The following is a 21,617-nucleotide window of genomic DNA, read 5'->3' as shown; positions in this document are numbered from 1 at the left end:
ACCGCCGACGCCGCACCCACCCGCGGTCGTCGCTGAAGGGGCCCTTCCGGAAACGCGCCCGGTTCTCCGCCCCCGAGAACCGGGCGCGGCGCCGTTCACACCGGATCACATGTTCCCAGGTCAGACGGCATACATGAGGACTGACGCCCCCATTTTGTGGGCAATTTATCCGGCACGTGCCCATCGAGGTCGCGAACGGGGGCGGAGGCGATGGCCGACGGCACCCTCCACTCCACTGAGCGCACTTTTTTCGGCCACCCGCGCGGGCTGGCCACCCTCTTCGGCACCGAGATGTGGGAGCGTTTCAGCTTCTACGGCTTGCGCGCCGTCCTGGGGCTCTTCCTCATGGCCCCGCCCGTCCGCGAGGGGCTCGGGCTGCCCGCCGCCACCGCCTACGCGGTCGTCGGCATCTACCAGGGCCTGGTCTACCTGACGGCGCTGCCGGGCGGCTGGATCGCCGACCGCGTGCTCGGCGCCCGGCGCACGGTGCTCTGGGGCGGCGCCGTCATCATGGCGGGCCACATCTGCATGGCGATCCCCGTGCGCGGCCCGGCGTTGATCTGGGCCGGCCTGACCCTCATCGTGTGCGGCTCGGGACTGCTCAAACCCAACATCTCCAGCATGGTGGGCTACCTCTACCGCGACGACGAGGACGCCCGCAGGGACTCGGGATTCTCGCTGTTCTACATGGGCGTCAACATCGGTGCCTTCGCCGGGATTCTCGTCACGCCGCTGCTCGCCGGGGAGGACCGCTGGCACCTGGCGTTCGGCGCGGCGGCGGTGGGCATGGCACTCGGGCTCACGCAGTACATCGCCGGCGGACGCCGCCTGCGGGGCGCGGGGACACGCCCGGGGGACCCGCTGACGCCCGCCGAGCGCACCCGCGCGCTGCGCATGCTCGCCCTGGCCGGAGTGCTGTGCGCGACGGCCGCGGCGATCGCGGCCGCCACAGGGGTGCTCACGATCGACAACGTCACCTATATGGCGACGGCGATCACCCTGCTCGTGCCGTTCGCCTACTTCGTCTACATCCTGCGCCACCCGCAGGTCACCGCCGGGGAGCGGCGGCACATGACCGCCTACGTCTGGTTGTTCGTCGCGGCGGCGGTCTTCTGGATGATCTTCGATCTGGCTCCAGGACCGGTCACCGGCTTCGCCCACAGCCATGTGGACCTCACCGCGTTCGGGTTCGCGATCCCCGCGGGATGGACCCAGAACTTCAACTCCCTGTTCGTCATCGTCTTCGCCGGGGTCTTCGCGGCGCTCTGGCCGCGGCTGGGCGATCGGGTGGGCAGCCCGGCGAAGTTCGCGTTCGCGCTGTTCATGGTTGGGCTCAGCTTCGTGATCCTGGCCGCGGCCTCGGGCGTCGCCGAGGCGGGGGTGAAGGTGGGCCTCTGGTGGCTCGCGGCGATGTACCTCGTGCAGACCTTCGGCGAGCTCTCCCTCAGCCCGGTCGGCCTGTCGGTCACCGCCAAGCTGGCGCCGGCCGCGTTCAAGGGGCAGATGCTGGGCGTGTGGTTCCTGGCCGCCGCGGTCGGCGACTCCGTCGGCGGGCAGACCTACCGCCTGCGGGCGTTCCTCTCGGAGACGCACTACTTCCTGGCGCTCGCGGCGGTCGCCGTCGTGGCGGGCGCCGTACTCCTGCTGTTCTCGCGCCGCCTGCGGCACCTCATGTCGGAGCACGAGGCCGCGTAGACGAAACTTTGTCGGTGAATGTGACGTCCCTCCTCGACCTGACAGGAATCTTTGTCTTCGCCCTGTCCGGCGCGGTCATGGGGGTCCGCAAACGCCTCGACGTGGTGGGCATGGCGGTCCTCGCCTCGATGACCGCCCTCGGCGGCGGCATCCTGCGCGACCTCATCCTCAACGTGCGGCCCGCCGCCTTCGAAAGTCTCGGCTATGTGCTGGTGCCGCTGCTCGCGACCGTCATCGTGTTCTTCTGGCATCCGCAGGTCGAGCGGAGCATGCCGGCGGTGCTGGTGTTCGACGCGGCGGGCCTCGGCCTGTTCTGCGCGGTCGGCACCGAGAAGGCGCTGACCTTCGGGCTGAGCCCGCTGCACGCGGTGCTGCTCGGGGTCACCACGGCGGTCGGCGGCGGCATCCTGCGCGACGTGCTGGCCGGGCAGATCCCGAGCCTGCTCTACGACAGGCAGCTATACGCGGTCCCGGCACTGCTCGGCTCTGCCGTGATGGCGAGCCTGTGGCGCCTCGGCCACGCCGGCTGGCAGGCCACCCTCGCCGCCGCCGTGCTCGCGTTCACGCTCCGCATGTTCGCCATGAGGTACAGCTGGCGCGCCCCGCTGGCCCGCGGCGTGCCGGACGACTGAACCCCGGGGACAGTCACACGTGCTCCCTTACACCTGACCCTTACACGTGCCCCCTACACGTTCCCCCTACAACACCGGGGTCATGAGGTCCGCCGGCAGGCTCCCGCGAGGGGCGGTCGCGCCGGCCTGGGCGGCGGCGACGCGGCGGACCGCTTCGGTGATCACCTGGGGTGGCTGGGTGAAGGGCAGGCGGAGGTAGCTCTCCAGGGTGCCGTCGACACCGAACCACGGCCCCGGCGCCAGCCGTACTCCGTGGCCGACGGCGGCCTCGGCGATCGGGGTGGCGGCGGGGGCCGGCAGGAGCGCCCAGATCGAACCGCCGCCGCGCGGGAGCGTGTAGGTCCACGAGGGGAGTTCGGCGGCGAGAGCGGCGGTGAGGGCCGCGCGTGAGGCGAGCAGGGCGGCGCGGCGTTCGGCCCGGCCCGCGGGGAGGTCCTCGAACAGCCTGGCCACGACGAGCTGCTCCAAGAGCGGGCTCGCGATGTCCACCCCCGCGCGGAAGGCCGACAGCCTGCGCACCATGGCGGCGGTGGTGCGGATCCAGCCGATCCGCAGGCCGCCCCACCAGAGTTTGGCGGCCGACCCGATGCTGAAGACGCGCCCGTCGGTGTCGAAGGCGGCCATCGGCCGGACGGCGGGCACCTCGTCGAGCGTGGTCTCGGCCCAGGTCTCGTCGACGATCAGCGTCGTGCCGCAGGCGCGGGCCGCCGCGACGAGCTCGGCGCGGCCGGCGTCCTCCATCAGGTGCCCTGTGGGGTTCTGGAAGTCGGGGATGAGGTAGGCGAGGCGGGCGGCCGACTGCCGCATCGCGCACGTGAGCAGGTCGAGGTGCCACCCGCCCGGCGGGATGCCGACGGGGACGATGCGGGCGCCGCGCAGGCGGGCGAGGTCGAGCACGTGCGGGTAGGTGGGCGACTCGACGAGCAGGGCGTCGCCCGGCGAGGTGAGCAGGTGCACGATCAGGTGCATGGCCTGCTGCGCGCCGGTGGTGATGAGGATCTGCTCGGGCCGGGTGGCCGCGCCGCGTTCGGTGTAGCGGGCGGCGACGGCCTCCCGCAGCGGTTCGAGGCCGAGGGGGCGGTAGCCGATGCCGAGCGTGTGGCGCGGCAGATCCCTGGCGGCGGCGTCGACGGCGGCGGCCAGCGACGTGGGGGCCATGGGCGCGGCGGCGTGCATGGGGATCAGCCCGCCGTCCTCGTCCGCCGCCCACGGGCTGTCGGCGCCGAGCGCCTGCGGATCGGGCAGCTCGGTCCAGCTTCCCGCGCCCTGGCGGCTGGCGAGGTAGCCCTGCTCGCGGAGCCTGTCGTAGGCGGAGGTGACGGTGGTACGGCTGACGCCGAGCTCCTCGGCCAGGTGCCGCTCGGCGGGCAGCCGCACGCGCACGGCCAGGCGGCCTTCGAGGATGAGGGAGCGCACGGCGCCGGCGAGGGCGCGGTATTTCACCCCGGGGGCGGGGGTGAGCCCTCCGCCCGCCTGCACGAGCCGGGCCAGTTGCGGTGCGCTGATATGCCGGTCAATACCAGTCATAACGCCACTTTTCACGATTGGCCCTTTCAAAGCAACCTGGGACCGGTCCACTCTGAGTGGCGTTATGAGCGAACTCACCCTGGGCCGCCTCGGCCCCCTCCCCGGCCGCCTCCTGCGCCTCTACACGGGACTCGCCCTCTACGGCGCGGGGATCGGCTTCCAAGTCGAGTCCAATCTCGGCAACTCCCCCTGGGACGTGCTCCATGAGGGACTCTCCCTCAGGACGGGCTGGTCCATCGGCATGTGGGTCATAGTCGGCGGCGCGCTCGTGATGCTGCTCTGGATCCCCCTCCGCCAGCGGCCGGGCCTCGGGACGATCAGCAACGTGTTCTGCGTCGGGTTGTTCGCCGACCTCACCCTGTGGCTCACCCCCACCCCCGATGACCTCGCGGTCCGCACCGGCTACCTGGTGCTCGCCATCCTGATCACCGCCGTCGCCACCGGCCTCTACATCGGGGCGGGGTTCGGCGCGGGCCCCCGCGACGGGCTGATGACCGGTCTCGCGGCCCGGGGCCTGTCGATCCGGCTCAGCCGTACCCTCGTCGAGATGACGGTGCTGGCGGCGGGCTGGCTGCTCGGCGGCACCGCCGGCGTCGGCACGCTGCTGTTCGCGTTCACAATCGGGCCGCTCGCCCAGGTCTGCATACGGCTTCTCGCGGTGCGGAAGCCTCAATCCGAGGGCGGAGCCGTATAACGTCGAAGCATGCGGATCGAGGACTACGCCCTGATCGGGGACATGCAGTCAGCCGCCCTGGTGGGCAGAGACGGGTCGATCGACTGGCTCTGCCTGCCCCGATTCGACTCCCCCGCGTGTTTCGCCGGGTTGCTCGGCAGTGACCGGAACGGCCACTGGTGGCTCGGCCCCACCGGCAGGCCGATGGCGACGCGGCGGCGCTACCGCGAGGACACGCTCATCCTGGAAAGCGAGTGGGATACGCCGGGCGGCACGGTCCGGGTGATCGACTTCATGCCGCCCCGGCAGGCCAACCCCGACGTGGTGCGCATCGTCGAGGGTGTGGCCGGCACCGTGGAGATGAGCACCCGGATCCGCATCCGCTTCGACTACGGGCGCATCGTGCCGTGGGTGCGCCGCGCCGACGGCCACCTGCACGCCATCGGCGGGCCCGACTCGGCCTGGCTGCACTCGCCGGTGCCGCTCGCCGGCGGCGACTACGCCCACCACGCGACCTTCCGGGTGTCGGCGGGCGAACGGCTCGGGTTCATCTTCACCTGGCACCCCTCCCATGAGCCCCGGCCCGAGCTGATCGACACCGAGGAGCAGCTTGAGGAGACCGAGTCGTATTGGACCGACTGGGTGTCGGCCTGCTCCCACAAGGGCCGCTGGCGCGAGGCCGTCGTCCGGTCCCTCATCACGCTCAAGGGCCTGACCTACTCCCCCACGGGCGGCATCGTGGCGGCGCCCACCACCTCCCTGCCCGAGGACTTCGGCGGGGTGCGCAACTGGGACTACCGCTTCTGCTGGCTGCGCGACGCCACCATGACCCTCGACGCCCTCATCGGCGCCGGCTACCTCGACGAGGCGCGGGCCTGGCGCGAATGGCTGCTGCGCGCCATCGCCGGGCGCGCCCAGGACCTCCAGATCATGTACGGCGTGGCCGGCGAACGCCGTCTGCCCGAGCTCGAGCTCGACTGGCTGCCGGGCTATGAGAACTCCCGGCCGGTCCGCATCGGCAACGGCGCGGTCAACCAGCTCCAGCTCGACGTCTACGGCGAGGTCGTCAACTGCCTCTACTCCTCACGCACGTCGGGCCTTCCGCCCGACAAGCGGGCGTGGTCCATCCAGCGCGAGATGCTCGACTACCTCGAGTCCCGCTGGCACGAGCCCGACGAGGGGCTCTGGGAGGTGCGCGGCCCCCGCCGGCACTTCACCCACTCCAAGGTCATGTGCTGGGTCGCGCTCGACCGGGCCATCCGCCAGGCCGAGGTCTTCGACAAAGGCGGCCCGCTCAAGCGGTGGCGCGCGCTGCGCGACCAGATCCACGCCGAGATCTGCGCCAAGGGCTACGACACCGACACCGGCACGTTCACCCAGTCGTACGGCTCGCGCGAGCTCGACGCCGCACTGCTGCTGATCCCGGTCGTCGGGTTTTTGCCGGCGTCCGACCCGAGGGTGATCTCCACAATCGAGTCGATCGAGAACGAGCTGATGGTCGACGGGTTCGTGCTGCGTTACCCGGTCGCCGCGGAGAATCCGGTGGACGGCCTGCCCGGGCGGGAGGGGGCGTTCCTCGCGTGCAGCTTCTGGCTGGCCGAGGCCAAGGCCATGATCGGGCGCAGGGACGAGGCCGTCGAGCTGTTCGAGCGGCTGCTCGACCTGCGCAACGACGTGGGGCTGCTGGCCGAGGAATACGACCCGGTGACGAGACGTATGGCGGGCAACTTCCCGCAGGCGTTCAGTCACGTGCCGCTGATCCACACGGCACGGTCACTGTCCTAGAAGGTCTGCTCGCCGCCTGCCTGGTCAGTCGTCCCTGCCGGCGATCTCGGCCAGGAGGCGGGCGAACTCGCGGGACGGCGCGACCACGAGCCTGGTCTGGCCGTCCCCGCCGACCAGGTCGGCCTTGATCAGGGTGAGCCGCCCGTCGCGCCACCAGTAGATCTGCGGGCTGACCGGGCGGTCGCCGCCGTCGTATTCCCGCTGGGCATAGAGGCGGAGGCGCTCGATGGCACGCACCACGCCGATGCCCCGCACCGGGTGCACCACCATCGTCGAGTTCCCCGGGAACGCCACCAGGGCGCCGGCGGCCGGGACCGGCACATAGTCGGCGAGCCACCGCAGGTGGGCCGCCGCGCCGACGGTCGAGCCCGACAGCCGCCACACCGGGACGCCGCCCAGCTCGCCCTGCTCGACGGCGAGCCGCTCGTCGTCGCGGACGTTGGACACGGCCAGGTCGAGCGCCTCCCCCGACGGCACCGGCCAGCAGCCCGCCTCCTCGGGGCGCAGGGGCCGCGAGGCTCCGCCGTATCCGACCGTCAGCAGCTCGACGAGGTCGGAGGTGAGGTGGCGGCCCACGACCTGGGTGAGGTCGGGGATGTCGTCGGCGAGCTGCACGCTGGTGCGCAGCATGGGGCGGACCTGCTCAAGGTCGGTGGCGTCGAGCGGCTCGCCCGCGGTCTCGATCACGTGGCGGAGGTGGGTGGAGACGAGGGTCGGCCAGTCCTCGCGGGCGCGGCGGCCGGCCTCGCGGCGGAGGCCGCCGAGCCGCACGACGTGCCGTTTGACGCCGTTCAGCTCAAGGGTGAGGGTGCCGCCGCCGGGGGCGAAGACACAGGTATAACCGAGGCTCTCCCCGACGAGGGCGAGCAAGGAGTCGAGGTCGACGTCCTGGACCGGCCGCGGAGGTGCCTGCCGGTCCCGTCTCCGCCGAAACAGCCACACGCGATGGGCCCCCCTCTTCGCGTCTCGCTAGCGTTCATCCCCCTTTAGCGAATCTTCCCCGCCGACCGGAAGGAAGACCCGGCAACATGTCTCTATTGTCCCCTTCTCTCCGGATGCGGGATACCTCAGAGAGCACGATTCCGTATCAATAACACCAAGAGCTTTCCGCGGTGTGGCGCCTGTCACAGGCCCTTCGGGGGCGGAGCGGCGATCATTGGCTCGGACACCCTGCAAACGGTGTCACACTGTCCTCACCTATGCGACCCCCGACCCACATTCTGGTGGTCAACGGCGTCAAGGTCCGTCGGCCCGTCTTCGTGCTCGCCGCCCCGCACTCGGGAGCGGAGTTGCTCGGCCGTGCCCTCAAACGTTCCCCAGGCTTCCACGTCACCATGGGCCGCGCCTCCGTCGCCCACGTGATCTACGCCTACGCCCGCAGACCCTCCATCGCCACCACCCGCGGCACCGGCGCCGTGCGGGTGCTCCGCGACGCCCTCGCCGAGTGCTGGCAGCTAACCCCCGGTTCCTGTGGTCAGTGCCCCGCCTCCTGCCGCGACGCCGGCGGGGTCACCGGCGTCGGCCCCTGCACCGCCCCCGGCACCGTCGCCCGCTTCGGCGACGCCGGACCCGACCTGCTCTACAGCGCGCCGGTGCTCCTCCAGGCATTCCCCGACGCGCGTTTCGTCCAGCTCATCCGCGACGGGCGCGACGTGAGCGCCGACATGCTCAACGACCCGGCGTGCCTCGCGTGGTTCAAACCATCCATGCTGAGCGACGACACCGAGTTTCCCAACGCCTTCCTGGGCGTGAAATCCGAGGAACACCGCGACCGCTGGAAGGCCATGCCGACCGCCGGCAAATGCGCCCTGCGCTGGCGCGGCGCCGTCCGCCTCGCGGCCGAACTCCGCCAGGAGCTGCCCAAGGAGCAGCTCCTCACGCTCCGCTACGAAGACCTCGTGGCCGCGCCCGCGGAGACCGCCGAGGCCGTCTCGGCGTTCCTCGCCACCCGCGTCTCCAAGGTCGCCCTCTACGGCGGCCCCACCTCCCCCACCGGCACCTGGCGCACCCGCCTGCGCCCCGAAGACGCGGCCCTGGTGGAGAAGGTCGCCCGGGAGGAACTCACCCGCCTCGGCTACCTCCCCTGACCCGGCGGAGGTTTCCGGCCCCTTGCCCGCAGGCGGCTTCGAGGCGGTCACGACACGGGGTGCCCGGCATTTACCGCAAAGCCCACCTGGCGCCCCCGTACGCCCCACCCCTCGCCGCACAGGGGCACAGCGCCGCTCCCCTCCTCGCCGCTTCGCCGCACAGTCGGCCGAGTCGTCTCCCCGCCCTGTGGACCAAGCCGGCGCCCTGGGGCCGGTGCCGCGCCGTGCGGGCTTCGCCGTACGCCCCCATGAGGACTGCGAGGCTTCGCCGTACCTCTCGGCGGGGTCAGCCGGTTGTGCTCTGCGGGTCGTAGAGGGCGCGGGCCGGGGAGTCCGGCTGGTGTTCGAACTGGGTTCTATAGAGCTCGGCGTAGAGGCCGCCGCGGGCCAGGAGGGCTTCGTGGCGGCCCTGCTCGGCGATGCGGCCGCCGGCGACGACGAGGATCTGGTCGGCCTCCCTGATCGTGGAGAGGCGGTGGGCGATCACCAGGGACGTGCGGCCCGCCAGGGCGGTCTTCAGGGCGCGCTGGACGGCGGCCTCGGACTCGGAGTCGAGGTGGGCGGTGGCCTCGTCGAGGACGACCACCCGCGGGGCCTTCAGCAGCAGCCTGGCGAGCGCCAGGCGCTGCTTCTCGCCGCCGGACAGGCGGTAGCCGCGGTCGCCGACCACGGTGTCGAGGCCCTCGGGCAGGCCTTCGATCATGTCGGCGATCTGCGCGGCGCGCAGCGCTTCCCAGATCTCCTCGTCGGAGGCGGCGGGGCGGGCGTAGCGGAGGTTGGCGCCGATCGTGTCGTGGAACAGGTGGGCGTCCTGGGTGACGACGCCGACGGTGTCGCGCAGTGAGGCCATGGTGGCGTCGCGTACGGGCAGGCCGTTGACGCGCACCTCGCCGCCGGTGACGTCGTAGAGGCGGGTGGCGAGCGAGGTGATCGTGGTCTTGCCCGCACCCGAGGGACCCACCAGAGCCACCAGCTGACCGGGTTCCGCGGTGAACGTGACGCCGGTGAGCACCTCCTGGCCGGGGCCGGTGTCGGGGCGGGCCACGGCCTCCAGGGACGCCAGGGACACCTCGTCGGCCGCCGGGTAGCGGAACGCCACGTCGTCGAACTCGATCCGCACCGGGCCGCCGGGCACGGGCCGGGCGCCTGGGCGCTCGGCCACCATCGGCTTGAGGTCGAGGACCTCGAAGACGCGGTCGAAGCTCACGAGGGCCGTCATCACGTCCACGTGCACGTTGGAGAGGCTCGTGAGGGGGCCGTACAGGCGCATGAGCAGTGAGGCGAGAGCGACCAGAGTGCCGAGCGCGAACACGCCCTCGACCGCGAGCATGCCGCCGAGGCCGTAGACGAGCGCGGTGGCGAGGGCGGCGACCAGGCCGAGGGCGATGCGGAAGAACGCGCCGTACATGCCGACGGTGATGCCGATGTCACGCACCCGGCCGGCCCGCTCGGCGAAGGCGTCGGCCTCCTCCTCCGGCCTGCCGTACAGCTTGGCGACCATCGCGCCGCCCACGTTGAACCGCTCGGTCATCACCTGGCTCATGTCGGCGTCGAGCGTCATCTGCCGGCGGGTCAGCCCCGACATGCGCCGCCCCACCCATTTGGCGGGAACGACGAAGATCGGCAGCAGCACCAGGGCCACCAGGGTGATCTGCCACGACAGCAGCAGCATGGCCCCGAGGACCATGATCAGGCTGACCACGTTGGACAGGACCGAGGACAACGTGCTCGTGATGGCCCGCTGGGCGCCGATGACGTCGGAGTTGAGCCGCGACACCAGCGCCCCGGTCTGGGCGCGGGTGAAGAAGGCCACGGGCATGCGCTGCACGTGGTCGAAGACCTCGGTGCGCAGATTGAAGATCAGCCCCTCCCCGACGCGGGAGGAGAACCACCGCTGGCCGAGGGACAGGGCCGCGTCGAGCAGGGCGAGAGCGGCGATGGCGAGCGACAGCTGCACGACGACGTCGACCCGGCGGGGGATGATGCCGTTGTCGATGACGGCCTTCATGAGCAGGGGCGAGGCGATGACGGTCACCGACCCGAGCACGACGAGGATCAGGAACGCGGTGATCTGCCGGGAGAACGGCCTGGCATAGGCGGCGATGCGGCGGACGGTGCCCGGCGTGAGCCTCTCGTTGACCACCGAGCCGTCGCGCCTCAGCGACCGATAGACCGAAGGGCCGTAGCCCCCACCCAGCATCGACATACAAACCGCCCGTTCATTCCCGCACAAGGGCACAAATACGCTCTAGCCACTCAAGCACGGAAAAACGCCGGGTGATTCCCGGCCCGGGCCTCCGGCGGCCCGAGCTTCGCTGCCGGCCGGCTCGCGGGGGAACCTGCTCCCGTCAGTTCGGCGGGGCGAACAAAGCCTGCAAACGCCCCCACTGCTCATGCCGTTCGAGGGCGGCCTGCTCCTCCAGTGTGTTGCCCCCTGCCGCGACGAGGAGGCGCTTGGTGGCGGAGGCGGCGTCCCTGTTGACGGACAGCAGTGCCTTGACCAGGTCGTCGACGGCCGAGGGGAGTTGCCCGGGCTCGACGACGAGTTCGGCGAGGCCGAGGCGCAGAGCCTCGTGGGCGCCGACCGAACGCGCGGTCAGGCAGATCTCCATGGCTCTGGACAGGCCGACGAGGTCGACCAAGGGCTTGGTGCCGGTCAGATCGGGAACCAGGCCGAGTGCCGGCTCCTTCATGCAGAACCTCGCGTCCGAGGTGAGGATGCGCAGATCGCAGGCCAGTGCGAGTTGGAAGCCCGCGCCGATCGCGTGCCCCCGCACCGCCGCGACCGAGACGATGTCCGGTCGGCGCAGCCAGAGAAATCCTTCCTGGGCGGCGGTGACCCGCTCCATGAAGGCCGTGCGGGACGTCGCGGCGGCCGACGCGAACGACCCTTGTCCGGGAACCCCGTCAGGTGTGAACATGCGCAGGTCCAAGCCTGCTGAGAAGGACGGCCCCTCGCCATTGACCACGACGACACGCACCTGCTCTGGCAAGTTTTTTCCGATCCAAGCCAGTGCCGACCAAGTAGCGAACGTTTGAGCGTTTCGCTTCTCGGGCCGGTTCAGAGTGATCGTCGCGATTTCACCGTCCACCTCGTAGCGGAGCCCGCTGCCGGCGAGCTCAGCGCTCCCCCCATGCACCGCGTCCGTCATCGCCGCCTTCTCCCGCATCGGTGACCGTCGCACCCGAGCCTACCGATCCTCTAGAACGAGGTTCTATCGGTCCGGGTGCGACGGCTCCGGATGAAGGGGGACGAGCGGCTGCGGTCGCACGTTCCGAGGCGGTGTCAGCGCTTGGACTTGCCTCGGGTGGCCCCACCGCGTCCACGCAGAGTCACGCCTGACTCGCTGAGGATGCGGTGGATGAACCCATATGACCGGCCGGTGGAAGCAGCCAGGGCGCGGATGCTTTCACCCGCGGCATAGCGCTTCTTGAGATCGGCGGCCAGTTTTTCACGGTCGGCCCCGGTCACCCGGGTGCCCTTCTTCAGAGTCTCGGCCACGAGTACCTCCTGTAGTGCCAGACTTCCGCAGCGTTACTCACGCCATGATCAGTCATTTCGGCGGGATCGGCTACCTACTCCACGGGAAAAGATCCGTACCCGCTCAAATTAAGATCAGGCGAGTGCCACAAGATCGGAAAATTCATCGCTCCAAGCGTCTTCAACTCCGTCCGGTAGCAAGATCACCCTATCCGGTCTTAGGGCCTCTACTGCACCCTCATCATGCGTGACAAGGACGATTGCCCCAGAATAGGACCTAAGCGCTGAAAGCACTTGATCGCGGCTGGCTGGGTCGAGGTTGTTCGTAGGTTCGTCGAGCAGGAGGACGTTGGCGCTCGAAAGCACCAATGTGGCAAGGGCCAGGCGTGTCTTCTCCCCGCCGGAAAGCACCCCCGCGGGTTTGTCCACATCGTCGCCCGAGAACAGGAACGATCCGAGCACCTTGCGCAGGTCGACGTCCGCCACGTCGGGACCGGCCGAACGCATGTTCTCCATCACCGTGCGCCCGGCGTCGAGGGTCTCGTGCTCCTGGGCGTAGTAGCCGAGCTTCAGCCCGTGCCCCGGCCTGACCTCCCCCGTGTCGGGCGTCTCCAAGCCGCCCAGCAGGCGCAGCAGGGTCGTCTTGCCCGCGCCGTTGAGGCCGAGGATGACGACGCGCGACCCGCGGTCCACGGCCGCGTCGACGTCGGTGAACACCTCTAGCGAGCCGTAGGACTTGGACAGCCCCGTGGCCGTCAGCGGCGTGCGCCCGCAGGGGGCGGGCTCGGGGAAGCGCAGCTTGGCCACGCGGTCGGAGCGGCGCTCCTCCGAGACGCCGGCGAGCAGCCGCCGGGCGCGGCGCTCCATGTCCTGGGCGGCCTTGGCCTTGGTGGCCTTGGCCCGCATGCGGTCGGCCTGGGACATCAGGGCGGTGGCCTGGCGCTCGGCGTTGGCGCGCTCACGCTTCCTGCGCCGCTCGTCGGTCTCCCGCTGGGCCAGATAGGCCTTCCAGCCGACGTTGTAGGTGTCGATCACGCAGCGGTTGGCGTCGAGATGCAGGACGCGGTTGACCGTCGCTTCAAGAAGGTTGACGTCGTGGCTGATGATCACCAAGCCACCTTGATGAGATCGCAAAAAATCGCGAAGCCAGCCGATTGAGTCTGCATCGAGGTGGTTTGTCGGTTCGTCGAGCAGGAGAGTTTCAGCGGAACTGAAGAGGATTCGTGCCAATTCAACACGTCTCCGCTGCCCACCGGACAGTGTGCTGAGGGGTTGACCCAGCACACGATCGGGCAAGCCCAGACTGGAGGCGATCGACGCCGCCTCGGCCTCGGCCGCATAGCCGCCGAGCACATGAAGCTGGTCCTCAAGCCGCCCGTAGGCCTTGACCGCCCGGTCGCGCTTGCGCGTGTCGTCGGCCGCCATGCCCGCCTCCGCGGCGCGCAGCTCGCGCAGCACCTGGTCGAGCCCCCGTGCCGACAGGATGCGGTCACGCGCCAGCACCTCGAGATCGCCCGTGCGCGGGTCCTGCGGGAGATAGCCCACCGCGCCCGACACACTCACCGATCCGGCCGCCGGAGCTCCCTCGCCCGCGAGGACCCGGCAGAGCGTCGTCTTGCCCGCGCCGTTGCGGCCCACCAGACCGATCTTGTCGCCGGGGCCGACCCGGAAACTCGCATCCTCGATGAGCAGGCGTGCGCCGACTCTCAATTCGATATCAGAAGAAATGATCATGTTAGAGAAAGGACTCCCAGGCCGGAGGTCGTCGGGACTCACTGAGCATTGTCGTGCGAATCGGGGGCCGGAGCGTGAGAGCCGACAAAGACGAATCCGGACGTCAGCCCGCCGCGGAACCACCCGGCACCTCGACGTCAGGGGACGGCGCCGAGGCGGCCGACTCGGTCTAATCGGGAGTGGACATGGCGTTCAGTCTATGGCCACCCTCACAGACCGGGCTCACGCTTTTCATGCGGCGTTACAACCCTGGTCTTGACAGCGCGGAAAAGCCGGGGCGTGTCGATGAGCACGGCGAGCCGGGGCTCGGGCACCGACAGGAAGTCCCCAGTCTCCAGGGCGAAAAGGGGCGCGAGCCCCCGGACCTCCCGCAGCGCCTCCACCGACCGTCTGCTGCCCCCGAACACCACGCCCGCGAGCTCCGGGAGGCGAGGCACAAGCACCCTGACCACGGTCTCCGCCGCCGCGCCGTGCGCCTCGCCGGCCTGCTTGGCCCGGCGCCGCGCGAACCGCTGCTGCGACCATCCGCCCGCCGCCGTCCGGCCCTGCACGTGCCGGGATCCCACCTTGGAGACCACGAGATCGGCCCCCTCGAACACCCCCACCGCATAACCGCCGAGCCGCACAAGCACGACCCCGACCCGCCGCTCGCACATCGCGTGCTCCACCAGCGCCGCGGAGTACGGCTCGCGCAGCGGCCCCCCGGCCGTCCCCACAGGCGGAAGCGGTGGAAAAGGCACATGACACTCGGCCACCTCCCCATCGGGCGCACTCAGCCGCACGACCTCCGCTGTCGCCGACACCACCGGCGGCCCGTGCCGCTCGGCGAAACCACGCAGCCACCCGGCCAGCCTCTCGGGCGCCACCGACACCCACCGGCCCCCACCCGCGGCGGGTCGCGACCCCATCTCACCACCCCGTCACTCTCATCGGCGCCGCCTTGTTTTCCACACGGCAGGTCTCCACACGGCGGTCGGCGACACGATAGCGCCGCCCCACCACGGGACATCCCCCGCCCACCGCGCGAACGCACCTCATACCCCGGCCGCGCACCGGCACACGGATCTCGTGCCGGCGTTCGGCGGAATCCGCCCGCGGCACCAATCCCCTTCATCACCGCACGTCGGCAGCCTTCCCCCAGAAGGAGCTCACATCTGGACGACCGGCCGCTTCCACCGCCATCACACCACTGAGCAGGCCGATGCGGGAGACCCGTTCGCCGCCGATCGTTCCCGGGGGGCCGTACGGCGAGAGCCTCCGCGACCGGTTCGGCGCAGGTTGGCCGCGGGTCACCGTACGGCGCGGCGGCAGGGCGGGGGTCCCCCCGTGCTGCGGCCGTGTGCGGCGGTCAGAGCGGACGGGCCGGCGCCAGTGAAGGTGAGGCCGGCCCAGGAAGGGAGTCAGATGCGGCAGGCGTATATGTCGGTCACCAGGATGGCCCGGGCGCCGATGTCCCAGAGCTTGTCCATCACCTGCTGGTGGCCCTTGCGGCGGACCATCGCGCGGACGGCCACCCAGCCCTCGCGGTGCAGAGGCGACACCGTGGGGCCCTCCATGCCGGGGGTGAGCGCGATGGCCTCCTCGATGCGCTCGGCGCGGATGTCGTAGTCCATCATCACGAAGTCGCGGGCGTGCAGCACACCCTGAAGGCGGCGGATGAGCTGGGAGAGACCGTTACTCTCCGCGGCGCCCTCACGCTTGATGAGCACGGCCTCCGACCTCATGATCGGGTCGCCGAAGACCTCAAGGCCGACGTTGCGCAGCGTCGTGCCGGTCTCGACCACGTCGGCGACGGCGTCGGCCACGCCGAGCCTGATGGAGGTCTCCACCGCGCCGTCCAGCTTGATCACGCGGGCGTCGACGCCGGTCTCGGCGAGGTAGCGGCCGAGCAGACCGGCGTAGGAGGTGGCGATGCGCAGCCCGGCGAGGTCCTTGACGCTGTCCATGCTCCCCGGCCGGGCGGCCAGGCGGAACGTGGAGCCGCCGAAGCCGAGGGTGAGGATCTCCTCGACCGGGGCGCCGGAGTCGATCAGCATGTCGCGGCCGGTGATCCCGGCGTCGAGGGTGCCCTCGCCGACGTAGATCGCGATGTCGCGGGGGCGCAGGAAGAACAGCTCGCAGGAGTTCTCCTCGTCGATGACGACGAGTTCCTTGGAGTCGGAGCGGGGCCGGTAGCCCGCCTCCTTCAAGATTGTCTGGGCGGCCTCGTTGAGGGCGCCCTTGTTGGGTACGGCGAGACGCAGCATCGAGAAGTCCTCAGTCTGATGGATCGGAATCGGGCGAGGCCGGTCTTGGTCCTGCCCCGCGCGGCGAGCGGAGCCGGCGGGAGGAGGACCTAGAGATGCTTGTAGACCTCGTCCAGTCCGATGCCCCGGGCCAGCATGAGCACCTGCACGTGGTAGAGGAGCTGCGAGATCTCCTCGGCGGCGCGCTCACGCGACTCGTGCTCGGCGGCCATCCAGCTCTCGGCGGCCTCCTCGACGACCTTCTTTCCGATCGCATGGACGCCGGCGTCCAGCGCGGCGACGGTGCCCGAGCCGGCCGGCCGGTCACGCGCCTTCTCCGACAGCTCGGCGAACAGCTCTTCGAAGGTCTTCATGGTCTCTTCTCGGAAATCGGCGGATCTGCGAGTCCAGCTTAATGGCCCCCGGCCGGAGCACGGGTGAAGCGTCCGCGTGGCGAGACCGCGCGTGCCTGCGGGCGGCCCGGCGGAGGCGGCTCCCCCGCGAGTCGCCGGTATGGGCGGGGCCGGGCGTGTCGGCGGGCCGCTCTCACGGCCTGCCCGGCTGATCCGTACAAAATTCCAGGAATAATCCCCTGCCCACTGGAGGGGTTTTGTTGTGAAATATCGGGTGCGGAATCCATGACCGGATGCGCCGTCCAGGGAATACGTCCGGGAATCGAGCCTCCCGGTGGGCCGGTCGGCCCCGGATCGCCGTGGGGCGCGGCGATGCGGGATTCTCAAGAACTGTGTTCCGCCGCCGCGCGGAAGCGGTTCATGAGTTCGTTGAGGCCGAATTCGAAGACCTCGTCCTGGGTATAGTCCGACAACTCCGTGCTGAACAAATGGAGGGACGGGTAATCGTCCCGAGGGAGTTTGCCGAGCTCCGTCCGGAGTCTTTCCCAGTGGCGGGGATCGTCCCAAGCGCGGCGGCCGGGATAGAGCGTCGCGCAGCCGAGGGTGAAGCGGAAGGTGGTGGCGACGAGGCCGACGGCGGTGCGCTCGGGGATGCCGAGGCGGCCGACGATGGAGTAGATGGTCTCGGCCAGGCGCAGGTCGCCGGGTGAGGTCTCTTCGCGGCTGTGGTCGCGGCGCACGAGCCAGGGGTGGGCGACGAGCATGCGCCAGTAGGCGCGGAAGATCTCGCGGAGGGCCTCGACGCCGCCGGAGCCGGGTTCGGGCAGGTCGAGCATGGCGATCAGATGCTCCTCCGCGGCGGTGAGGAGTTGCTCCTTGCCCGAGAAGTAGGTGTAGAGCGACATCGACCGGGTGCCGAGCGCGTCGGCGACCGCGCGCATGGTGAGGGCGTCGAGGCCGCCGTCGGCGAGGACCTCGACGGCCGCCGTCACGATGGCCTCCCGGTTGAGAGTGCCCCGGGGTATACGCGCCCGCTGGGCCATTTCATCGTCTCCGTTCACGAATTTCCTGGCGATCGTTAGGCCGCGCCACCAAAGCGTACGGCATACGGTACGGCGTACCGTTCGTCATACGCTAACTGGAGAGGCTCCACAGTGTTCGACCTTCCCACGCTCCTCGCCGAGACGGCCAAGCGCCTCGGCGTCACCGGCGCCCAGGCCGCGTACTCGGTCGGCGGCGAACTCCACCGCGCCGCCACCGGGGTGGCCGACGCCCACGGCAGCCCGGTCGCCGACCACACGCTCTTCCAGATCGGCTCGACCACCAAGCTGCACACCGCGGTGCTGATCCTGGGACTGGTCGACGAGGGGCTGATCGACCTCGACCGGCCGGTCACCGAGCACCTGCCCGAGCTCGAGCTGGGCGAACCCGAGTGGACCAAGGCGCTCACCCCCCGCCACCTGCTGTCGATGTCGAGCGGCATCGACAACGGGCCCTACGACGACACGGCGACCACCGCGGAGGCGGTGCGCTCGGTCGCGGGCTATCCCTTCGCGTTCGAGCCGGGCACGGGTTTCGGCTACTCCAACACCTCGACCAACGTCTCCGGTCTGCTCATCGAGCGTGTGACCGGCCTGCCCTGGCACGAGGCGCTCCAGCGCCGCCTGTGCGGGCCGGCCGGGCTGACAGACACGGTGAGCGAGCTGGACGAGCTCGTCTACCGCCACGTCGCCCTGGGCCACACCCGCGAAGGCGAGATCGTGCGGCCCTGGACGTTCGCCCGGGGCGCGGCGCCGGCCGGCAGCACCCTGTGCGGCACGGCGGGCGACCAGGTGAAGTTCGCGCGGATGCTGCTCGGCGGGGGCGCCCCGGTGTTGTCCGCAGAGGCGGTCGCGACGCTGCACACGCCGCAGGTCGACGTGCCGTGCACGTGGTTCGCGGAGAAGTGGTGCGCGGGGCCCTATCTCAAGATCTGGGACGGTGTGCGCGTCTACGGGCACGGCGGCACGAACCTCGCCGGTTCGTCCACGGTCGTGTGGATCCCCGAGCACGACGCGGCCATGGCGGTCACCGTGAACACGCCCTCACGCGGTTATCCGTTCGCCGACGCCGTGTTCGAGGCGATCTGCGCGGAGGTGCTCGGCATCACGAAGCCGGGGCCGCCCGAGCCCGGCCCCGCGGCGGCGGTCGCCGATCCCGGCCTCTACACGGGGGTCTACGAGGCGTACGGCTTGCGCTACGAGGTGACCGCCCCCGAAGGGCGGCTGTTGATCGCGATGACGGCGCAGGGCGAGACCCTCACCAGCGAGCTGCTCCCCCTCGGCGGCCACCGCTTCCTTCCCGCCGACGAGCGCATCGGCGGCTACCACGGGTGGGACGTCGCGTTCGTGCCGGGCCCTGACGGCAGCGCCGTACGGTTCGTCAACGGCGCGTTCCCGGCCCGGCGCACCGGCCCGTCCGCGACCCGCTGAGAGGACCCCCAAATGCGTGACGCCTACGAGCGCGCGGACCGGCTGACCGGCGCGCACGCCGATAAGTTGATCTTCCGGGCGTCGGTCGCCCCCGTGTGGGTGGGCACGCCGCCCACCGCGCTGCGCTACCTGGTGCGCGTGCCCGACGGACACGAACTGATCGAGGCCGACCTGGCCACCGGCGAACGCCGGGTGGCGGCGCGGGTCACAGAGCCCGGCGGCGAGAGCCTGTCGGCGGTGGACCTCACCGGCGAGCACGAGGTGACGCTCGGCTCGGCCGAGTCCCTGTGGACGCTGGACCTCGCGACCGGCGGGCTCACGAGGTCCGGCGAGCGCGACAAGCCCCCCATGGACCGCTCGGCGTCGCCGTGCGGCAAACACCACGCGACCGTCGCCGACGGCGACCTCCACGTCGACGGCCGCCGCCTCACCCATGACGCCGAACCGCCCGGCCTCGCCTACGCAAGGCCGAGTGACCAGCGCGACCTGCCGATCGTGCTCCAGCAGCGTGGCCTCTCGCTGCCGCCGCTCGTCGTGTGGTCGCCGGACGGCGAGCGCCTGGCGACCGTCCTGCGCGACCAGCGGCACGTGCCCGTGCTGCCGCTCACACAGGCGATCCCGCCGGACGGCGGCCCGCGCCCGATCCTGCACACGCTGCACTACGAGATGCCGGGCGATCCCCTGCCCACGGTGCGGATCATCGTCTTCCACGCCGAGACCGGCAAGCGGATCGACGTGGACCTGCCGCCGCTGGAGTTCACCTACGGGGACCCGGTGAGCGCGGGCAACCTGTGGTGGAGCGAGGACGGCGGCACACTGTGGCTGCTGCACCCGTCCCGCGGCCACCGCTCCCTCACGCTCTACCGGATCGACCCCGGGACAGGGGCCGCCCGCGTGATCGTCGAGGAGAGCGGCGGCACGATCGTCCAGCCCGGTCCTTCCATCGTGCTCCCGCGCGTCACGCGCACCACGGCGGACGGCGAGGTGCTGTGGTTCTCCGAGCGCGACGGGTGGGGCCGGCTCTACTCCTACGACGCGCGGACGGGTGACCTCAAGGCGGCGGTCACCGAGAGCCCCGGCATCGTCACGGGGATCGCCCACGTCGAGGACCGCACCGCCTACGTGAGCATCTGCGGCCGCGAACCGGGCAACCCCTACCACCGCTACCTTTACGCCGCCGATCTGGACGGGGGCGGCCAGCGGCTGCTCACCCCCGAGCGCGGCGACCACCACGTGGTGTTCTCCCCCGACGGCAAGTGGTTTGTCGACACGTACGGCAGTGCCGGCACGGCCCCCGTGACCCTGCTCCGCGACGCGTCCGGCGCGGTGGTGGCCGAGCTGGAGACCGCCGACCTGTCGCGCCTGCTCGCGACCGGGTGGCGGGCGCCGGAGGAGGTCAGCGGCCTCGCGGCGGACGGCGAGACCGAGGTGTGGGGCCTGCTCTACACCCCGAGCACGTTCGACCCCGAGGCGAAATACCCGGTGGTCGACTCGGTCTACCCCGGCCCGCAGATCATCCGGCAGATCAGGGTGCCGGGCGACGGCGGGCTGGACGGCCCCTTCCTCATCGACGAGCTGGGCCACGCCAACGCCGTCGCCGAACTGGGCTTCGCCGTACTCGTCATGGACGGGCGGGGCACGCCCTTCCGCAGCCGGGCGTTCGCCGACGTGTCGTACGGGAGGCTCGAGACCGCGGGCAGCCTGGAGGACCACGTCGCGCTGCTCAAGCAGCTCGCCGCCGACCGGCCGTGGCTGGATCTTGAGCGGGCCGGGATCTACGGGCATTCCGGCGGCGGTTTCGCCACTGCGACGGCCATGATGCGCCACCCCGGCTTCTACAAGGTGGGCGTCGCCTCGGCCGGGAACCACGACCAGCGGTCCTACTACGCGGTGTGGGGTGAGACCTACCACGGCGCGGCGGACTACGCCGAGCAGGCCGTCGCCGCCCACGCCGAGCGGCTCGCAGGGAAGCTCTTCCTCGTCACCGGCGAGATGGACGACAACGTGCATCCCGGCATGACCTACCGGCTCGTGCGGGCGCTCATCGACGCCGGCAAGGACTTCGACCTGCTGGTCGTCCCCGGCGCCGCGCACTCCTATCTGGAGGCCGAGCCCTACGTGCTGCGGCGCCAGTGGGACTTCCTCGTGCGGCACCTGCTCGGCGCCGAGCCGCCGGCGGGAGTACGGCTCTCGCCCGAGCTGGGCAGACTCCGGCTCTGACGCCCGGGTCCTGCCCGCCCCTCGCGGCGGGCAGGACCGGCGAAGGCTCCGCTTCCCCGGCCGTGGTTTCCAAGGGTGGTTCCATGGGTGGCAGACCACGGCCGGGGAAGCGGTTTTCACTTGTGCGGGGCTCCATGGTTCATTTGAGCTCCGCCGGCACGGGCCCCTGGCCGGAGTGGGCCGCCCTGCCAGTGCGGCCCCGGCTCATGCGGGTCGTGCGTCTTTCCCCCAGGTCTCCTCGGCCCCCTCCCGCCCTTCGCGCGTGGGCCGATCCTTCCGGTCGCCGGACCGCTGTTTCCTGGCGCGGCGAGTCCGGCGGCCACCCCCTATCGCCTTTCGCCGCCCCTCAAGGCCGCAGCTCCCCCCTGCGGCCCTTCATCCGCCCGCTCACGTGCCCGAAGGCGCGGGCGGGCGCGGGGCCGCCGGCGCGGCGGGGGCGGGGGCCACGACGGGCCCGCCCGGGTGGCGCCGTGTGCCCGGCGGGTAGGTCGTGCTGCGGCGGAGCCGCGCCGGGGTGTGCCGGACGGCACACCCCGTCGAAACGGGGCCGGCGGTTTTTCGCATGTGTCCACGCGGATCCGGGGGTGGACGCCGGGGACCGGGTCGTCGTGACGGCGCTGAACGGGCCGCTGTGGGCGGCGCTCGACGATTGCCTGCGGAACGCCGCCGCGCCGCGGATGACCGGCTGAGCGCCCGCCGCCGCGAGCCGGTCCGGGGTTCCCCGCCCGGCCGGC

The 21,617-nt window shown here is 71.0% G+C and carries 18 protein-coding genes; 7 read left to right on the top strand and 11 right to left on the bottom strand.

The features are described 5' to 3' along the window. Nucleotides 1-210 precede the first annotated feature (210 nt). The gene (locus tag Ssi02_RS19810) at nucleotides 211-1,695 is read left to right on the top strand and encodes a peptide MFS transporter (protein WP_204027524.1); all 1,485 of its coding nucleotides are present in this window, start codon (nucleotides 211-213) and stop codon (nucleotides 1,693-1,695) included. Nucleotides 1,696-1,709: 14 nt separating this feature from the next. Next, nucleotides 1,710-2,327, top strand: a complete 618-nt coding sequence (locus Ssi02_RS19805; RefSeq protein WP_239129131.1) for a trimeric intracellular cation channel family protein — start codon at nucleotides 1,710-1,712, stop codon at nucleotides 2,325-2,327. Between the two features lie 66 nt (nucleotides 2,328-2,393). On the opposite strand, the gene yczR is transcribed toward Ssi02_RS19805, so the two are convergent. After that, nucleotides 2,394-3,854, bottom strand: coding sequence for a MocR-like transcription factor YczR (gene yczR, locus Ssi02_RS19800; RefSeq protein WP_204027521.1), 1,461 nt, complete (start codon nucleotides 3,852-3,854; stop codon nucleotides 2,394-2,396). A gap of 64 nt (nucleotides 3,855-3,918) precedes the next feature. Between yczR and yczE the strand changes: the two genes are divergently transcribed. Next, the gene (yczE, locus tag Ssi02_RS19795) at nucleotides 3,919-4,548 is read left to right on the top strand and encodes a membrane protein YczE (protein WP_204027519.1); all 630 of its coding nucleotides are present in this window, start codon (nucleotides 3,919-3,921) and stop codon (nucleotides 4,546-4,548) included. A 9-nt stretch (nucleotides 4,549-4,557) separates the two neighbouring features. Next, nucleotides 4,558-6,312, top strand: coding sequence for a glycoside hydrolase family 15 protein (locus Ssi02_RS19790; RefSeq protein ID WP_204027518.1), 1,755 nt, complete (start codon nucleotides 4,558-4,560; stop codon nucleotides 6,310-6,312). A gap of 24 nt (nucleotides 6,313-6,336) precedes the next feature. Here Ssi02_RS19790 and Ssi02_RS19785 read toward each other — a convergent pair whose 3' ends face one another. After that, nucleotides 6,337-7,254, bottom strand: a complete 918-nt coding sequence (locus Ssi02_RS19785) for a hypothetical protein (RefSeq protein ID WP_239129130.1) — start codon at nucleotides 7,252-7,254, stop codon at nucleotides 6,337-6,339. A gap of 257 nt (nucleotides 7,255-7,511) precedes the next feature. Here Ssi02_RS19785 and Ssi02_RS19780 point away from each other — a divergent pair, with 257 nt between their 5' ends. Then, a complete protein-coding gene (locus Ssi02_RS19780; RefSeq protein ID WP_204027516.1) occupies nucleotides 7,512-8,399 on the top strand; it encodes a sulfotransferase family protein in 888 nt (295 codons plus the stop codon). Nucleotides 8,400-8,685: 286 nt separating this feature from the next. Here Ssi02_RS19780 and Ssi02_RS19775 read toward each other — a convergent pair whose 3' ends face one another. The 8 genes from Ssi02_RS19775 to Ssi02_RS19740 all read right to left on the bottom strand — a co-directional run bounded on the left by Ssi02_RS19775 (nucleotide 8,686) and on the right by Ssi02_RS19740 (nucleotide 17,253). Then, nucleotides 8,686-10,605 (bottom strand): ABC transporter ATP-binding protein, encoded by a 1,920-nt coding sequence (locus Ssi02_RS19775; RefSeq protein ID WP_204027514.1) that lies wholly within the window; start codon nucleotides 10,603-10,605, stop codon nucleotides 8,686-8,688. Between the two features lie 142 nt (nucleotides 10,606-10,747). After that, nucleotides 10,748-11,551 carry an enoyl-CoA hydratase/isomerase family protein gene (locus Ssi02_RS19770; protein ID WP_204027512.1) on the bottom strand — a complete coding sequence of 268 codons (804 nt, stop codon included), beginning with the start codon at nucleotides 11,549-11,551 and terminating at the stop codon, nucleotides 10,748-10,750. 134 nt (nucleotides 11,552-11,685) lie between these two features. Then, nucleotides 11,686-11,901 carry a helix-turn-helix domain-containing protein gene (locus Ssi02_RS19765; RefSeq protein ID WP_093173121.1) on the bottom strand — a complete coding sequence of 72 codons (216 nt, stop codon included), beginning with the start codon at nucleotides 11,899-11,901 and terminating at the stop codon, nucleotides 11,686-11,688. Nucleotides 11,902-12,015: 114 nt separating this feature from the next. Beyond that, the gene (locus tag Ssi02_RS19760; protein ID WP_204027511.1) at nucleotides 12,016-13,614 is read right to left on the bottom strand and encodes an ABC-F family ATP-binding cassette domain-containing protein; all 1,599 of its coding nucleotides are present in this window, start codon (nucleotides 13,612-13,614) and stop codon (nucleotides 12,016-12,018) included. Nucleotides 13,615-13,823: 209 nt separating this feature from the next. Further along, nucleotides 13,824-14,522, bottom strand: a complete 699-nt coding sequence (locus Ssi02_RS19755; RefSeq protein WP_204027510.1) for an acVLRF1 family peptidyl-tRNA hydrolase — start codon at nucleotides 14,520-14,522, stop codon at nucleotides 13,824-13,826. A gap of 492 nt (nucleotides 14,523-15,014) precedes the next feature. Beyond that, the gene (hisG, locus tag Ssi02_RS19750; protein ID WP_204027509.1) at nucleotides 15,015-15,860 is read right to left on the bottom strand and encodes an ATP phosphoribosyltransferase; all 846 of its coding nucleotides are present in this window, start codon (nucleotides 15,858-15,860) and stop codon (nucleotides 15,015-15,017) included. 89 nt (nucleotides 15,861-15,949) lie between these two features. Then, a complete protein-coding gene (locus Ssi02_RS19745) occupies nucleotides 15,950-16,213 on the bottom strand; it encodes a phosphoribosyl-ATP diphosphatase (protein WP_204027508.1) in 264 nt (87 codons plus the stop codon). A 362-nt stretch (nucleotides 16,214-16,575) separates the two neighbouring features. Beyond that, on the bottom strand, nucleotides 16,576-17,253 hold the full coding sequence (locus tag Ssi02_RS19740) for a TetR/AcrR family transcriptional regulator (RefSeq protein WP_204027507.1): 678 nt from the start codon (nucleotides 17,251-17,253) through the stop codon (nucleotides 16,576-16,578). Nucleotides 17,254-17,346: 93 nt separating this feature from the next. Here Ssi02_RS19740 and Ssi02_RS19735 point away from each other — a divergent pair, with 93 nt between their 5' ends. Continuing rightward, nucleotides 17,347-18,663 carry a serine hydrolase domain-containing protein gene (locus Ssi02_RS19735; RefSeq protein WP_204027506.1) on the top strand — a complete coding sequence of 439 codons (1,317 nt, stop codon included), beginning with the start codon at nucleotides 17,347-17,349 and terminating at the stop codon, nucleotides 18,661-18,663. A gap of 12 nt (nucleotides 18,664-18,675) precedes the next feature. After that, nucleotides 18,676-20,883 (top strand): S9 family peptidase, encoded by a 2,208-nt coding sequence (locus tag Ssi02_RS19730; RefSeq protein ID WP_204027505.1) that lies wholly within the window; start codon nucleotides 18,676-18,678, stop codon nucleotides 20,881-20,883. A 346-nt stretch (nucleotides 20,884-21,229) separates the two neighbouring features. Here the strand turns inward: Ssi02_RS19730 and Ssi02_RS19725 are convergent. Beyond that, the coding region (locus Ssi02_RS19725) for a hypothetical protein (protein ID WP_204027503.1) at nucleotides 21,230-21,617 on the bottom strand (388 nt) is incomplete at its 5' end.

The organism is Sinosporangium siamense (genome assembly GCF_016863435.1).
GTDB classification, from domain to species: Bacteria; Actinomycetota; Actinomycetes; order Streptosporangiales; family Streptosporangiaceae; genus Sinosporangium; species Sinosporangium siamense.
This window is presented reverse-complemented; position numbering and strand designations above follow the sequence as displayed.